Annotated in this window: 13 protein-coding genes; 5 read left to right on the forward strand and 8 right to left on the reverse strand. The window is 34.6% G+C overall.

The features are described from left to right. On the reverse strand, positions 1 to 1,165 hold a 1,165-nt coding region (gene rlmD / locus ACW2QF_RS11225), incomplete at its 3' end, for a 23S rRNA (uracil(1939)-C(5))-methyltransferase RlmD (protein ID WP_455716091.1). A gap of 361 nt (positions 1,166 to 1,526) precedes the next feature. Here rlmD and ACW2QF_RS11230 point away from each other — a divergent pair. Next, positions 1,527 to 2,180: a M48 family metallopeptidase gene (locus ACW2QF_RS11230; protein WP_455716092.1), complete on the forward strand. Its 654-nt coding sequence runs from the start codon at positions 1,527 to 1,529 to the stop codon at positions 2,178 to 2,180. Positions 2,181 to 2,438: 258 nt separating this feature from the next. Continuing rightward, positions 2,439 to 2,885 (forward strand): GatB/YqeY domain-containing protein, encoded by a 447-nt coding sequence (locus ACW2QF_RS11235; RefSeq protein ID WP_455716093.1) that lies wholly within the window; start codon positions 2,439 to 2,441, stop codon positions 2,883 to 2,885. A gap of 590 nt (positions 2,886 to 3,475) precedes the next feature. Here the strand turns inward: ACW2QF_RS11235 and ACW2QF_RS11240 are convergent. Then, positions 3,476 to 4,618, reverse strand: a complete 1,143-nt coding sequence (locus ACW2QF_RS11240; RefSeq protein WP_455716094.1) for a glycerate kinase family protein — start codon at positions 4,616 to 4,618, stop codon at positions 3,476 to 3,478. Positions 4,619 to 4,809: 191 nt separating this feature from the next. Between ACW2QF_RS11240 and ACW2QF_RS11245 the strand changes: the two genes are divergently transcribed. Then, on the forward strand, positions 4,810 to 5,865 hold the full coding sequence (locus tag ACW2QF_RS11245; RefSeq protein WP_455716095.1) for a YerC/YecD family TrpR-related protein: 1,056 nt from the start codon (positions 4,810 to 4,812) through the stop codon (positions 5,863 to 5,865). A 65-nt stretch (positions 5,866 to 5,930) separates the two neighbouring features. Here the strand turns inward: ACW2QF_RS11245 and ACW2QF_RS11250 are convergent, their stop codons facing one another. Continuing rightward, positions 5,931 to 6,581: a DUF1836 domain-containing protein gene (locus ACW2QF_RS11250; RefSeq protein ID WP_455716096.1), complete on the reverse strand. Its 651-nt coding sequence runs from the start codon at positions 6,579 to 6,581 to the stop codon at positions 5,931 to 5,933. A gap of 206 nt (positions 6,582 to 6,787) precedes the next feature. On the opposite strand from ACW2QF_RS11250, the gene pcrA reads away from it, so the two are divergent. Both pcrA and ACW2QF_RS11260 read left to right on the forward strand, forming a co-directional pair. Beyond that, entirely contained in the window at positions 6,788 to 9,160 is a 2,373-nt protein-coding gene (pcrA, locus tag ACW2QF_RS11255) for a DNA helicase PcrA (RefSeq protein WP_455716097.1), read from the forward strand. A 117-nt stretch (positions 9,161 to 9,277) separates the two neighbouring features. Next, positions 9,278 to 9,595: a hypothetical protein gene (locus ACW2QF_RS11260; RefSeq protein ID WP_455716098.1), complete on the forward strand. Its 318-nt coding sequence runs from the start codon at positions 9,278 to 9,280 to the stop codon at positions 9,593 to 9,595. A gap of 94 nt (positions 9,596 to 9,689) precedes the next feature. Here the strand turns inward: ACW2QF_RS11260 and ACW2QF_RS11265 are convergent, their stop codons facing one another. The 5 genes from ACW2QF_RS11265 to ACW2QF_RS11285 form a co-directional block, all read right to left on the reverse strand. After that, on the reverse strand, positions 9,690 to 10,877 hold the full coding sequence (locus tag ACW2QF_RS11265) for a cation:proton antiporter (protein ID WP_455716099.1): 1,188 nt from the start codon (positions 10,875 to 10,877) through the stop codon (positions 9,690 to 9,692). Between the two features lie 136 nt (positions 10,878 to 11,013). After that, complete coding sequence (locus ACW2QF_RS11270; RefSeq protein ID WP_455716102.1) at positions 11,014 to 11,976, reverse strand: ABC transporter substrate-binding protein; 963 nt, start codon at positions 11,974 to 11,976, stop codon at positions 11,014 to 11,016. 129 nt (positions 11,977 to 12,105) lie between these two features. Then, positions 12,106 to 13,050 carry an adenosine deaminase gene (gene add, locus ACW2QF_RS11275; RefSeq protein WP_455716100.1) on the reverse strand — a complete coding sequence of 315 codons (945 nt, stop codon included), beginning with the start codon at positions 13,048 to 13,050 and terminating at the stop codon, positions 12,106 to 12,108. Between the two features lie 216 nt (positions 13,051 to 13,266). Continuing rightward, on the reverse strand, positions 13,267 to 14,679 hold the full coding sequence (locus ACW2QF_RS11280; RefSeq protein WP_455716101.1) for a S1C family serine protease: 1,413 nt from the start codon (positions 14,677 to 14,679) through the stop codon (positions 13,267 to 13,269). 164 nt (positions 14,680 to 14,843) lie between these two features. Further along, positions 14,844 to 14,990, reverse strand: a complete 147-nt coding sequence (locus ACW2QF_RS11285; RefSeq protein ID WP_455716103.1) for a VanZ family protein — start codon at positions 14,988 to 14,990, stop codon at positions 14,844 to 14,846.

The following is a 14,990-nucleotide window of genomic DNA, read 5'->3' on the forward strand; positions in this document are numbered from 1 at the left end:
GATGAATACCATCTCTTGGTGGATCAAGCACGATTAAGACTGGTTTATCTTCGAAATCATCGATGCCTTTTAGTACATCGCCTGCGATGAATTCACAGTTATCAAGCTCGTTAAGCTTTGCATTCTCTCTCGCTGCAATTACAGCCTCTTCAACAATTTCAACGCCAACTACTTTCTTCGCCACAGGAGCAAGGAGTTGTGCGATTGTTCCTGTTCCGCTGTATAAGTCAAAGATAAGCTTATCTTTCGTTTCTCCAACATATTCTCTTGCTTTACTGTAAAGCACTTCGGCACCAAGAGAGTTTGTTTGGAAGAAAGAGAATGTAGAGATCTTGAATTTTAAGCCAAGTAATTCTTCATAGAAGAAATCTTGTCCATATAAGATTTCCATAGAATCACTTTGTACCACATCAGCTAAACTATCATTGATTGTATGAGCGATTCCAACAATTTTTCCGTTTAATGAAAGTGCTAATAATTGATCCTTCAGATCATCTAATGCAACTTGTTGCTGCGATGACGTTACCAAGTTTATAATCATCTCACCTGTTTTTACTGCACGACGAACTAATAGATGTCTTAAGTAGCCTTCGTGAGAGTTCTTTTTATAGAAGCTAATTTTTCTTTCACTGAAGTAATTTAACACTGTTGTAAGGATTTGATTATAGTCTGTATCTACGATTTTGCAATGGGAAGCAGTTACGATATCGTGGAAGCTTCCTTTTTTATGAAGACCTAACGCAAGTGGACCATCTTTCACTTCATCTCCGAAGGAGAATTCCATCTTATTACGGTATCCCCATTCCTCGGGACTTCCAAGGATTCCTTCAAATTCATAATCTTCACATACTTCATCAATTAATTTCTTAACTTGTGACGCTTTGAGACTTAACTGATTATCATAAGAGAATGTTTGATACGTACAACCACCACAAGGTCCAAAATGTGGACATAGTGCTTCGCGATTTTCAAATACCGATTTTTCAACAACTTCTTGTAATCTACCTTCTGCTCTTCCTTGGCGTTTCTTACTAATAGAGAAACGTACTTTTTGTCCAAGTAATGCATTCTTAATTGTAACTTTCGTATCTTCTATCATAACGATTCCCTTATTAGGAAAATCTACTCTTTCTACAACTCCCTCGAAAACTTCACCTTTTTTCATCTTAACTACCTTTTCTTTCTATAATAATTTCTACAATAATATCATTTAATCTATTTTAACCAGATTTAAGATTACCTTCGAATCAACATTAATGAATTCTCTTTAAATGCCTTAGTAAAACAGATACTCCTATTCCTATACGGCATTATTCATAATTAGACAAACTGGCTCCTAATATTTTAACATAGGATTCCCAATTCAACAATTATATATTTCATTTTGAAACGTAATCTTCTATAATGAGATTATTAAGCTAGGGTATATCCTGAAATCAATTCTATAAACTATATAGTTTTACATTAAACCTTCAACTCTAGCCCCCAAAATTATTCTAAATGCCAATAACAACGGAGGACATTCCATGCAAATTACAATAGATTCCTATGAAATAACCTATCAAGTGCAATATGCAAAGCGTCAGAAAATCACTATGGAGTTAAGCCCAGAAGGACTTGTAACCTTGAAGGCACCACTTAAAACTCCAGTATCTGAACTTGAGAAGTTTCTAATCAGCAACAAAAAGCCTATCCTAAAGTTATATAAGAGTATGGAAAACAGAACCTATATCTCTCGTGAGAAGAAATATGATGAAGAAGAAAATTTCTTATACCTTGGGAAAGCATGCAAGCTTAGCGACCTACTTACTGAAATTCCTGAAACAGAAGAAGACATTCAAGCTGCACTCTACTCCTTCTATACAAAGCGTACTCGTGAAATAACGAAGGAACGTGTGAAATATTTTGAAAAAGTCATTGGTGTGAAAGCTAAGAGTGTGACAATTGTTAATTCTCCTAAGACCTGGGGAACTTGCAATTCCAACAAGGAATTGACCTTCAACTATCGTCTTTCCATGGCTGCTCCTGCTGCCATTGATTATGTAATAATTCACGAACTATGTCATATACTACATCTTAATCATGACAGGTCTTTCTGGAGAAAAGTAGGTAGTTTTGATACAAACTATGAAGCACATCAAGCATACCTAGCTCAATTTGGTGCCTTTATGACAATCTAATGGATTTTTCCATTAATAACCTAAGATTAGGCTAACCCCTTGCAATTAAAACATTCTGAATATATAATAAATTCTAGATGCTACTTAAATGTTAATATCTAACAACTAAGTAAGTAACGTTACAATAAGGAATAGCCAGACGGATACGTAATCCGGTTGCTACCCGCTAAGTAAGCACAGCTTATTTAATAACCGATAGCTTACTTCGTAAGCACATATTGATACAATAATTAACCAAATAATAAAGGAGGCTTTTTAATGTCTAAGATCGACGTAGTAAGAAGCGATATGATGGCTGCTATGAAAGCAGGCGAGAAAGAAAAGAAAAATGCTCTATCAGCATTATTAACTGCTCTTAAGAATGCAGCAATTGATAAACGCAGTGATTTGACACAAGAGGAAGAAGACAGTGTAGTTCTTAAAGAAATTAAAGTATTAAAAGAAAGTATTGATTCATCACCAGCGGATCGTACAGAATTCATCGAGGAATGCCAATTCCGTATTGATGTAATGCAAGCATATGCTCCAGTATTCATGTCTGAAGATGAAATTAATGCAACAATCCAAGGTGTATTAGATGAACTTGGAATAACAACACCTACGGCAAAAGACAAAGGTAATATCATGAAAACCCTTATGCCTAAAGTAAAAGGTAAAGCAGATAGTGCTCTTGTAAACCAAATTGTAAGTAAATTATTTAGCTAGAAGTTTCTCAAGCAATCAGTGAGAACAAAAGCATTAAATAATATCTAAAATAAAGCGAGTTTTTAAGTATCTATGTTATTACATACGTATATACTTAGAACTCGCTTAATTATTAGATTTAATGTGTCTAGAATTAAGGTGTAAAATTCCCATTTCTTGAAGACGTTTCAATAAATGAGCACCTATTATGGGTTACCTATTTAATTTTTCATTTATTTATTTATTTATCTTACTAACTTACTTATACTTGTGTATCTAAAAAAGAAAAATGCAAAACTCTTAACAAAGTTAATCCGCTTCTTAGCTAACGTACTATGACTAAGAAACGATAGCGAAACATCTATAGTACTTCTTAGTGTGTACTGTAAACCTAAGGAAGCCGAGCCAGCCGTGCGATGTAGAATATTACTAGCTTTATATTACCTTTGTGTCATCGCACTAGGGAGGCAGGAGCCGAATCGAAGGCGGTTCCGAGCCAATTGATAAAGTTGGCTGTACACACATAGAAGTACTTAGATGTGTAGCGTGTTTCGTGTCATAGTACGCTAGCTAAGAAGCTATGTAAAACTATCTAGAGTTTTGCCTCCACCCTACTCTTCCCTCACACATTTATAAAACCGCATCAAAGAATCCATCGTATCTGCAAGATTTTGTTCGCTCCAGTCCTTAGCTTCCTCAAAACTCATAGGTGCTCGATTTATACTAAAGATGGAAGTGACACCCATATCATATGCAGCATCAATATCTTCTTCTATTGATCCAACCACTGCAATTACTGGAACATTCTCCACTTTAGCACGCATGGCAATTCCGATTACTGCCTTTCCACGAAGACTTTGACTATCTATGCGTCCTTCTCCAGTGAATACCATATCAGTTCCTATAAGCAAATCATCAAACTTAATTAAGTCTAATAAAGTATCGATGCCAGAACGAAGTTTTCCTTGAAAGAAAGAAACCACACCTGCACCAAAACCTCCTGCTGCGCCTGCACCTGGCATCTGACTTACTCTTTTACCAAGTACCCCTTCGATTACATCCGCTAAATATTTAAGATTAGAATCCAATAGTTCAACAGTTACCTCATCAGCACCTTTTTGCGGTCCGAATACATATGCTGCACCTTCTGGTCCATAAAGTGGATTATCAATATCACACATTGCAGTTACCTTAACTCCTTGTAACAATTCTTCTGTAACACTATTATCAATATCAGCTATTTTAGATAATGTAGCAGCGGTAGGTATAAAATCCTTTCCTCTTGTGTCAAAGAAACACGTACCTAAAGCTCTTGCAGCACCCACTCCTGCATCATTGGTACAACTACCGCCTAGGCCAAGAATAATTTCTTTACACCCTTGTTCGATTGCATGTTTCATCATAAGTCCTACACCATATGTTGTCGTTACTTTGGGATCTAAACCAAATTCACTATTCATTGCTAACATAAGACCTGCTGCACTTGCCATCTCAATAACTGCAGTATTGCCTAACCTTGCATAATAGGCATCTATTGTTTCTCCATATGGTCCACTTGTACGAACCATTACTTTCTTAGCATCGGTTGCATTCAAGAAGCAGTCAACCGTGCCCTCACCACCATCAGCCATTGGTACCTTAATCGTTTCACAATCAGGAAAATGCTTTTTCACAGCCCGTTCCATTATATTGCATATTTGAAATGATGACATAGTTCCTTTATAGGAATCTGGTATAATAATGCAGCGCTTCATCTGTTTCCTCCCAAGTTATAAATTAAGATAATCTCACAAGCAATTTTTCTATATTTTACCACTCTAAGAATACCATAAATTCATATAAATTTCATGCTACAAATATACTATTCTCGGGATCCAGCCCCTTGTTTCCATTTTCATAATGTTATATAATGAAACACGATATTATACCTAGAAAGGATGACGGGATGAAATACGAATTAGATATCCATACCCATACAATAGCAAGTGGACATGCATATAATACATTACAAGAGATGATATATGCGGCAAAGGAAAAGGGACTTAAATTATTAGGTGTTTCAGAACATGCGATTGCCATGCCAGGAACTTGTCATTTATTCTACTTCCATAATCTAAAGGTCGTAGATCGCCATTACGATGACTTAGAGCTTATGCTTGGTGCCGAAGTTAATATTATAGGATACAATGGTGAACTAGACTTAGATGAAGAGACTCTTGAAGGTCTAGATTATGCAATAGCTAGTCTTCATACTCCATGTCTTGCAGCTGGAACCATGGAACAGAATACCAATGCTTACATTAAAGCAATGGAAAATCCACATATTAATGTAATTGGGCATCCCGATGATTCTCGTTTTCCAGTTGATTATGAACAATTTGTTCTTGCTGCGAAAGAAAATCATGTTCTCATTGAAATTAATAATGGCTCTTTAAATCCAAAAGGATTTCGTCAAAATACACGCGAAAACGATATTACCATTCTAAATCTATGTAAGAAATATAATGTTCCAGTTTGCTTAAACAGTGACGCTCATGTTGCATCAGATATTGGTAATACTACATTCATTGAGCCTTTATTAGATGAAACTAATTTCCCAGAAGAACTAATTATTAATACTTCTGTTGATAAATTCAAACTTATCGTGGTAAAATATGATATATCTAAAAAAGGAGCGTTAAGAATGAGTAAGAAGATTAGAACTACTGCTGTCGATTATTTGTTTGAAGCAATTCTCAGTCTTAAAGATACAGAAGAATGTTATACATTCTTCGAAGACGTATGTACAGTGAATGAACTATTATCTCTCTCCCAAAGATTTGAAGTTGCGAAGATGCTTCGTCAACATAAAACATATCTAGAAATTGCAGAGAAAACTGGTGCTTCAACAGCTACCATCAGTAGAGTGAATCGTTCCCTTAACTATGGAAACGATGGTTATGATATGGTCTTCTCCCGTTTAGGAGAAATATTCGAAGATGAATCTAACGATTCAGAGTAATAGAATAACATATAGAAAAAGAACGTTAGGTGGTACAACCTCCTAACGTTCTTTTTCTATATGATTTATTCTTCCTTCGATGAAGCTTTCTCAGCCTCTTTTTTCTTCTTATGCTTTTGTTCATTATGCTTAACAAATGTTGAATCAATTAATCTTTCAATGATGGCTTTCTTCATATATACATCAAAACTTAGCATACATATCATAGAGAATGTTGTTAAAAAATCTTTATCTTCCTCAGGTGCTTCTTCAAAAGTTGACTTAGAACGTGTATGTTTCTTCAAAACATCTTTAACAAGGAGGTCTATATGCTCTTTCTCTAAGCCAAATACCTCCGTGTAGATATTTTCTAAGTCAATCCCCTTATCTGATTGATAATATGCTTCCGTTAAAGGATTCAATATATTCTGTATATCCGTAATCGAAAGAATATTTTTAAAATAATAAATAAATATTAATAAAATCATATGTTCTTTCGAATACTTCTTTTTATTCGGTGGCGGTAATAAATCATTCTTCGTATAGTTGTTAATCATTGTCTTGGTTAACATCTTGTCATCTTTGTCCCGTATGTTTGACTTAAGATGCTTATCCATATAAGTAGTAACCTGATCCATATACAATTCTATATTAGGAATATCTTCCGCTTTTATATAGTCAATTTTTTTTATTTCGTCTATTAAATGATTGATATAATCATCTTTAGATAAATCCATTTCATCACCTCGTAGTATACATTATATAGTATTTGATACTAGATAACAAGTACTAAATAACAATATCCAAAAACAATATATGTTGTAAAAATAAGATGATTTTAAGTTGTAACCTATTTTAGATGATGCTATAATATAAACATATGTTTGTAACTATTCATAGGTAACAGTGTTTTACCAATTTAGAAAGATAGGCGGTATTCATTATGAGTATTTATGATACACTTAATCCTCAGCAGTTAGAAGCTGTTAAACACAATAAAGGGCCCTTACTTATATTAGCAGGTGCGGGTTCAGGAAAGACAAGAGTTCTTACCCATCGAATTGCATATTTGATTGATGAGCTTGATGTTAATCCATGGAATATATTAGCCATAACCTTCACCAATAAAGCTGCGAAAGAGATGCGTGAAAGGGTTGATAACATAGTTGGATATGGTTCTGAGAATATCTGGGTTAGTACCTTCCACTCAACATGCGTACGTATCCTACGTCGATATATCGACTGTCTTGGTTATGATAAAAAATATACTATATATGATACTGATGATCAGAAAACTTTAATTCGGGATGTGTGTAAATATCTTAACATCGATACAAAGACTTACAAGGAGCGTTCTTTATTAAGCGCTATTTCTGCAGCTAAAGATGAGTTGATTACACCAGAACAATATGAACGTGAAGCACAAGGTGATTTAAATAAAAGTAAATATGCAAGTGTTTACAAAGAATATCAAAAACGTTTGAAACAAAACAATGCTCTTGACTTTGACGATTTAATCTTTAAGACGGTAGAGTTATTCGAAGAACACCCTGATGTTCTTGAATATTATCAAAAACGTTTCAAATATATCATGGTTGATGAGTATCAAGATACTAACACAGTACAGTTTAAACTTATTAGTACTCTTGCTTCTACTCGTAACGAAGATGGCGAACTTGAACATAATCTTTGTGTAGTAGGTGATGATGATCAGTCCATCTACAAATTCCGTGGTGCGAATATCTATAATATACTAAACTTTGAAAAACAATTTCCTTCAACTAAGGTAATCAAACTGGAACAAAATTACCGTTCTACTAGTAATATCCTTAACGCAGCCAATGAAGTAATTCACAATAATCTTGGTCGTAAGGACAAGCGTCTTTGGACAGATAACGGTGAAGGTGAACCATTGTCTTTCACTCAATTTGATACTGAATACGAAGAAGCGAATGAGATTGTATCCGATATGTATAACCTCATATTAAATGAGGGACATGATTATAACGAATTTGCCATTTTATATCGTACCAATGCCCAATCTCGTATATTTGAAGAGAAATTAATTCTTCGTAACATTCCTTATAAGATTGTTGGTGGTGTTAACTTCTATCAAAGAAAAGAAATTAAAGATATCTTAGCATACCTTAAGACAATTGATAATGGACTTGATGATATCGCTGTAAAACGTATCATTAATATTCCACGTCGTGGAATTGGTCTTACTACCATCGACCGTGTAACCGATTATGCTATTTGGAATGGAATGAGTTTTTACGAAGCTTTAAAACATGCGGAGTCTATACCAGGGCTTGGACGTGGTACTTCTAAGATTTCACCTTTCGTAAGTTTAATTGAGGTACTGAAATCTAAGATGTCTAACCCAGAGTATTCTCTTGAAGACTTAATCAATGAAATATTAGAAGCAACTGGTTACCTAAGCGAACTTGAAGCAGAAGGTACTGAAGAGGCAGAAGGAAGAATTGAAAATATTAACGAATTAATTAATAAAGTTGTAGCTTATGAAAAAAATACGGAAGAAGAACCTAGTTTGAGCGGATTCTTAGAAGAAGTTGCTTTGGTAGCAGATATCGATAATTTAGAAGATTCTAATAATGTTGTTGTATTAATGACACTACATTCAGCTAAAGGTCTTGAATTCCCTTATGTATATTTATGTGGGATGGAGGAAGGAATCTTCCCAAGTTATATGTGTATCAATTCCGATGATCCAACCGACATTGAAGAAGAACGTCGATTATGTTATGTAGGTATCACCCGTGCTATGAAGAGACTTTATCTTAGTGCAGCTAGACAACGTATGGTTCGCGGTGAAACACAATTTAATCGCCCTTCTCGCTTTATTGGCGAGATACCACGCTATTTATTAAGTCAATCCTCCTCATCAAATAGTCGATATAGCGCTGGTAGCAATTTCTCCTCGCAATTTGGTGGTACACCTGCTAAGACTCCATATTACGGAAGTGGTTCAACGCAAAAAGGTGGTACATGGACTCCTCCGACTTCGCAAACGACATCAAGCACAGATAAAAATGATGTATTTTCCAACAATCCTTTTATCACAAAAGGATTTGGTGGCTCAAGCAAACTTGGTGCTACAACATTTGATAAACCTGTTCCTTCTAAAGCTGTTATCGATTACGGTGTTGGTGATGCGGTACAGCATATCAAGTTTGGTGTTGGTATTGTCACTGATATGATCAAACAAGGTGATGACTATATGGTTAGCGTTGATTTTAATACGTTTGGCACTAAAAAAATGAAAGCATCATTTGCAAAACTAAAAAAACTATAATAAATTATTAAATAATTCAATACTATAGTAAAACACAAACTTTCGTGGTATAATAACATAGGTATCAGCTAGTCAGACAAGTCGTATGATTAGTAGGAAAAGAAAGGATGTGTACGTATGAATAACAAATTCGAAGAATTACTAAGTGCTGTAAAATTAAATGACCTTATCTCAAGAAAACAAGTTGAGGAAAAGAAAAGAAATAAAGCATTATGTGTAATAGCTATTATCGCGGCTGTTGCTGCTATCGCGGCTGTCGTTTATGCTATTTACAAACGTTGTACACCTGATTATTTAGAAGATTTCGAAGATGACTTCGATGACGATTTCGATGATGATTTTGAAGAAGCATTCGAAGAAGAGGCTTTTGAAGAGGAAGAAGAAGTTTTTGAAGAAGCAACTGAAGAAGAAGCAGATGGATCAGAAGAAAAATAAGTTAGATTTAAATACTGTCGCTTAGCGATTGAAGTTTAGTTTTTTATAAAAGAGGGATCTACGTACTAAGAAATTAGTGCATAGCTTCCTCTTTTTACACGTCCTTTTTCCTAAAGGCCATCTGAAGTAAAATAGGAGATATAATCGATGTAATAACTACAACAATTATGATTGGACCAAGCATGGAAGACGACATTAATCCAAGGGCTTGTCCTTTACTTGCGCCTATTAATGCTACCTCACCTCTTGCGACCATACCAATACCGATTTGAAATGCTTCTCTACCTGTGTATCCACATAGTTTAGAACCAAGTCCACAACCAATAATCTTTGTTATCACCTCTACAATAATTAATATAACAGCAAATATCACAATACTAATACTCATCGGTGGTAATACCATTTTCAAACCTATACTAGCAAAGAAAATTGGAGAAAGTAATACATAAGACACAACTTCAAAATTTTTGGAGATGTATTTGGTTCGTTCGGTATTCGATATAATTAACCCCGCAATAAATGAACCAGTAATATCTGCAACACCAAAGTATTCTTCTGCACAATACGCCATTAATAGACAGAATGTAAACGCCAGTATTACAAAACGTCTCATGTCTCTATGATAACGGTTATTCAAGAATTTCATTAATTTAAAGAATATAAATCCTACAATAATAGAACAGATAAAGAATGCGACAATCTTTAATAATACAGCGACAATACTTACATTGGAATCTGCAAGGCTTGTAATAATCGTAAGAGCTACAATACCAAGAATATCATCAATAATCGCAGCTCCTAATATTGCATTTCCAGCTGATGTATTTAATTTATTCATCTCTTTTAAAGTTTCAACAGCAATACTTACCGAAGTAGATGTTAATATAACACCGATAAATATATTTTGTAAAAGAATGCTTGCACCCGCATCATTTGCCATAATACTTTCCTTATTAAAGAAATATGCCACTGTAAAACCACCAATTAGAGGTATGATTACACCAATCAAAGCAATTACAGCAGAGGCTTTACCTGTTTTTTTAAGTTCATGTATATCAGCCTCTAACCCAGCTGTAAACATAAGAACAATTACGCCCAGTTCCGATATTTGCATAAGGAAATTCGTTTCACTTAAAATATTTAATACAGCAGGTCCCAAAACAATACCTGCTAATAGCGATCCAACTACCTGCGGTAGATGAAATTGCTTTGTTATTATCCCTAGTACTTTCGTACTTATAAGTATTAATGCTATATCAAGTAAATAACGGTATGACTCCATTAACTCCTCCTCATTTCTTCGTATATATGCCATTTACCATGGTCTTACTAATAAACAATAGTATTACCATGCATATAAAAATAGATACCACACTAAACATAATGTCTAGTACGGTATCTATTATGATAATCTGTTTTTATTGCTGTTGTTCAACTGCTTTGTTAGAATATTCAGTAGTTATAAGGTCTGTATAAGGAACTTTGCCTTCAATAACACCAGCCTCTAGAAGAATGTCTTGTAATAAATCAAAGCTTTCTTCCTCAAATACTGTACTGTCCTTCCAAGTTCCTTGGTCATAATATCTCTTAATAATTGTTACCAGTTTATCATTATCTGTCTCTTTGAATTGAGGTTTAATAACTTTTGCAATTTCTTCTGGTGTATGCGAATTTACATAATCAAGACCTTTTTGAATCGCATTTGTGAATTTTTGAATAACTTCTGGATTCTTCTTGATATAGCTCTTCTTAGCTGAATATGCTGTATAAGGCACTTTACCACTCTCTACACCAAGAGAATCAACTACATAACCTTTGCCTTCTTTCTCAAGTGCAGTTGCAGCTGGTTCAAACTCTACCGTATAATCACCTGTTCCAGATGAGAACGCTTCTGCTGTTAACCCAAAATCAATATTCTGGATAATTGTTAAATCCTTCGTAGGATCAATACCATTTTTCTTAAGAATGTACTCAAGTACCATCTGAGGCATACCACCTGCACGACCACCGATAACTGTCTTACCTTCTAAATCCGTCCATTTGAAGTTATCGTTTCCTTCTCTAGCAACCAAGAAATTACCTGCACGTTGCGTTAACTGAGCAAAATTAACAACATAATCCTCTGCACCTTCATTGTATACGTAGATTGAAGATTCAGATCCCATGAAACCAATTTCTGCTTCACCAGATAATACGGCTGTCATAGTTTTGTCCGCTCCAAATCCTGTAACCAACTCTACATTTAATCCTTCATCTTTGAAATATCCAAGTTCAAGGGCTACATATTGAGGTGCATAGAAGATAGAATGTGCAACTTCATTTAATGTAATCTTAGTTAGTTTACTGTCTTTCTTACAGCCAACCAATGAGGTCATTACCATAAGGAGTACCAGTACAAGCGCTGTTAGTCTCCTTTTCATTAGGAATCTCCTTGCATTTTATACTTGTAAATAATATATTCACAAGATATAAACTATGTGCATGGCCAATGAATAGACTCATAGATTCCTTTATAATGAAAGGTTAATATCTTTTGAAAAAGACGTTTCTACTGCATTGTTTAATAACTTATATATTAATGCTTCGTCCTGCCCAAAATGTTCGTAAATTAATCTCAATTCTTTCGTCATATTCGTATTGCTAACAGTTCTATTGTCCGTATTAACACTTACTTTGATACCTTGTTCTATAAATTCTAGTAGTGGATAATGACTCCAATCATCAATTGCTTTTGTTTGAAGATTACTTGTTGGGCACATCTCAATACCAGTACCCTTCTTTGCTATCTCCTTCATCAATTCCTTATCATGACGAAGAGTAATTCCATGCCCAATTCTTGCAGCGCCATATTCGAACGCCTTTCTCACGTTCTCAAGACTTCCTGTCTCTCCTGCATGTATTACATAAGGCATATCTAATCGTTTCGCCAATGTAAACAATTCTCCAAATTGGTTTACTGGATACCTTGATTCGTCTCCCGCAAGATCCAAGGCACATACTCCATCACCAAGATATTCTCTCGCAGTTCGTAACATCTCAATATTCACATCTAAACTATGGTGTCTCATAGCACATACAATTATATTATATCCAACACCGAATTCTAGTTTCCCTCTCTCTAATCCTTCAAGGACAGATTCTATCACTCGTTTACAAATAAGCTTCTCATTTACAGAGAACATTGGTGCAAAACGTACTTCTATATACTTAGTATTTTCTTCTGCTACCTCTTTCATAAATGTATATGCGGCATCTTTTAAACCACTTTCATCTTGTATACATTCTATGGGTATCTGAAATTTTGTCAGATATTCTGTTAGTGATCTACAATGTTCTTCAACTTGTAACATGTCAGCTGTTACTACTTGATTCGTATGTCGTCGTATCATATCTAAAGTTAACGAACCATCAAGATGACAATGTAAATCTACTTTTGGTAAATTCTTAAAATCCATATGATGCCTCCTTATTCAAACTAACTGCTGCATTGTTCCCCCTCGTAACCTATACTTGATTATGTATATTCTACTCCATGATAACTCCCCGTCAAGCTTTTTTTATAATTCCTTATAAACATAGAAAAACCCCTTTCATTAGACTTGTTGTCTAACAAAAAGGGGTCACTTCATTAATTTATGCTCTGGCGGTTCTTTATTATAAATTATATTGTATTATCTACCATTACCTCGTTGAGATTGACTACCTTGTCCTTGATTTCCACTAATTGATCCACTTTGGTTTGAAGATTGGCTACTTGTAGCTTCGCTCTTTTTTCCTAATGTAACACTAAGTGTTTTCTCTTGATAGCTTCCATCAATAAGTCTGCTAACTACAATTTCCACTTTTTCTCCAGCTTTCCTATTGCTTAATAACTCTTGTAATTGTGTCATTGTCTTAACTTCTCTATTATTAAATGATGTAATAACATCTCCACTTTGTATTCCACCTTCACTTGCTGGTGAATTTTCACTAACTTGACCAACATATACACCAATTGGCATTCCATATCTTTCTGAGATGGTATCTGATACATCCTGTCCAGTAATACCTAAATATGCTTGCTCATCTTCCGGTATATCCTCTTTATTCATCAAATCACTAATGATTGGAATTGCATAATTGATAGGAATTGCATACCCCATACTTTCAACTTCTTCTGAAGCATATTTAACAGAGTTAATACCAATTACACGACCTTGTGAGTCTAATAACGCACCACCACTGTTACCAGGATTGATTGCAGCGTCTGTTTGTAATAATTTCATTGTATAATCTTCTGTTGCAACTTCACGGTCTTTGGCACTGATATATCCAACTGTTACAGATTGCCCATATCCAAGTGCATTACCAATAGCGATTGCCATTTCACCAACCTTAACATTATCCGAATCCCCTAATGTTGCAACACGAATTGTATTCTTAGTTTCTTCTGATAAACCAGATAATGGAATAGAAACAACTGCAAGGTCTGCACCTGAATCCGTACCTTTTACTGTTGCTTCCGCTGTTGATTCATCACTAAATGTAATTACCACTGATGTAGCTCCTGACACAACGTGATTATTCGTAGCAACTAAAACTTCATTATCATTTTGTCCTATGATAATTCCTGAACCACTTCCTGTCGCTTCTTGATTGTATACTCTACCAAACATATCTTGTTGTTGTACAGTCGATGTAGCATCGATTGATACAATAGAAGGCATTACATTCTCTACAACTCCAGATACATCTGTTGCACCACTTGATGTAGACGAATCTGTTGTAACTGTCTTTACTCCGGAATCGGAAGTCGAATTAGAACTTTTATCAATATTTAGATTTACTGAAGACTCCTTAACCGTTCCATTATTAGAGGAAAATCCTCCTTGTACTGCTTGGAAACTTAGGGAAGCAATCACACCAAACGCAATTGCAGCAGCTGGAACTTTTACAAAACCTGGTATATGTCTTCTTCTTTTTGGTTCTTTAATTACTTCTTCAACAATAGTCGAATCAATTGTTGATTCATTGTCGCTATAGTAATTTTGATAAGCTCCGTTATATTCGTTATACTCGTTGTTATTATTCATTTCATTATACATAATAATTCTCCTTTCACTATACCTGTTCTATACTTGTTAAATGTTAATCGTAATCCAAATAACATTTCCTTTTCCTTTTGTTTGAGTATAGTTTAGCAAGAAATTATGTTCATTTTGTGATTGCCTTTTGAAGAAAATGTGAAATTATTGTGTTCATTATGTGATTAATAACCTATTAACTTACTAATTCCTTTACAATATAAGATTATGCCAATATAGCAAGAAACACCATTAAGTAGTATATCATCTATATCAAATACGCCAATGCATGTGATTAATTGTAAGAGTTCAAATGATACTATAAGTAATAT

The sequence above is a fragment of the Anaerosporobacter sp. genome, assembly GCF_965301125.1.

Coding starts and splice junctions, on each gene's coding strand:
- ACW2QF_RS11230 (WP_455716092.1), top strand. CDS start 1,527: ATGCAAATTACAATAGATTCCTATGAAATAACCTATCAAGTGCAATAT.
- ACW2QF_RS11235 (WP_455716093.1), top strand. CDS start 2,439: ATGTCTAAGATCGACGTAGTAAGAAGCGATATGATGGCTGCTATGAAA.
- ACW2QF_RS11240 (WP_455716094.1), bottom strand. CDS start 4,618: ATGAAGCGCTGCATTATTATACCAGATTCCTATAAAGGAACTATGTCA.
- ACW2QF_RS11245 (WP_455716095.1), top strand. CDS start 4,810: ATGAAATACGAATTAGATATCCATACCCATACAATAGCAAGTGGACAT.
- ACW2QF_RS11250 (WP_455716096.1), bottom strand. CDS start 6,581: ATGGATTTATCTAAAGATGATTATATCAATCATTTAATAGACGAAATA.
- pcrA (WP_455716097.1), top strand. CDS start 6,788: ATGAGTATTTATGATACACTTAATCCTCAGCAGTTAGAAGCTGTTAAA.
- ACW2QF_RS11260 (WP_455716098.1), top strand. CDS start 9,278: ATGAATAACAAATTCGAAGAATTACTAAGTGCTGTAAAATTAAATGAC.
- ACW2QF_RS11265 (WP_455716099.1), bottom strand. CDS start 10,877: ATGGAGTCATACCGTTATTTACTTGATATAGCATTAATACTTATAAGT.
- ACW2QF_RS11270 (WP_455716102.1), bottom strand. CDS start 11,976: ATGGTAATGACCTCATTGGTTGGCTGTAAGAAAGACAGTAAACTAACT.
- add (WP_455716100.1), bottom strand. CDS start 13,050: ATGGATTTTAAGAATTTACCAAAAGTAGATTTACATTGTCATCTTGAT.
- ACW2QF_RS11280 (WP_455716101.1), bottom strand. CDS start 14,679: ATGTATAATGAAATGAATAATAACAACGAGTATAACGAATATAACGGA.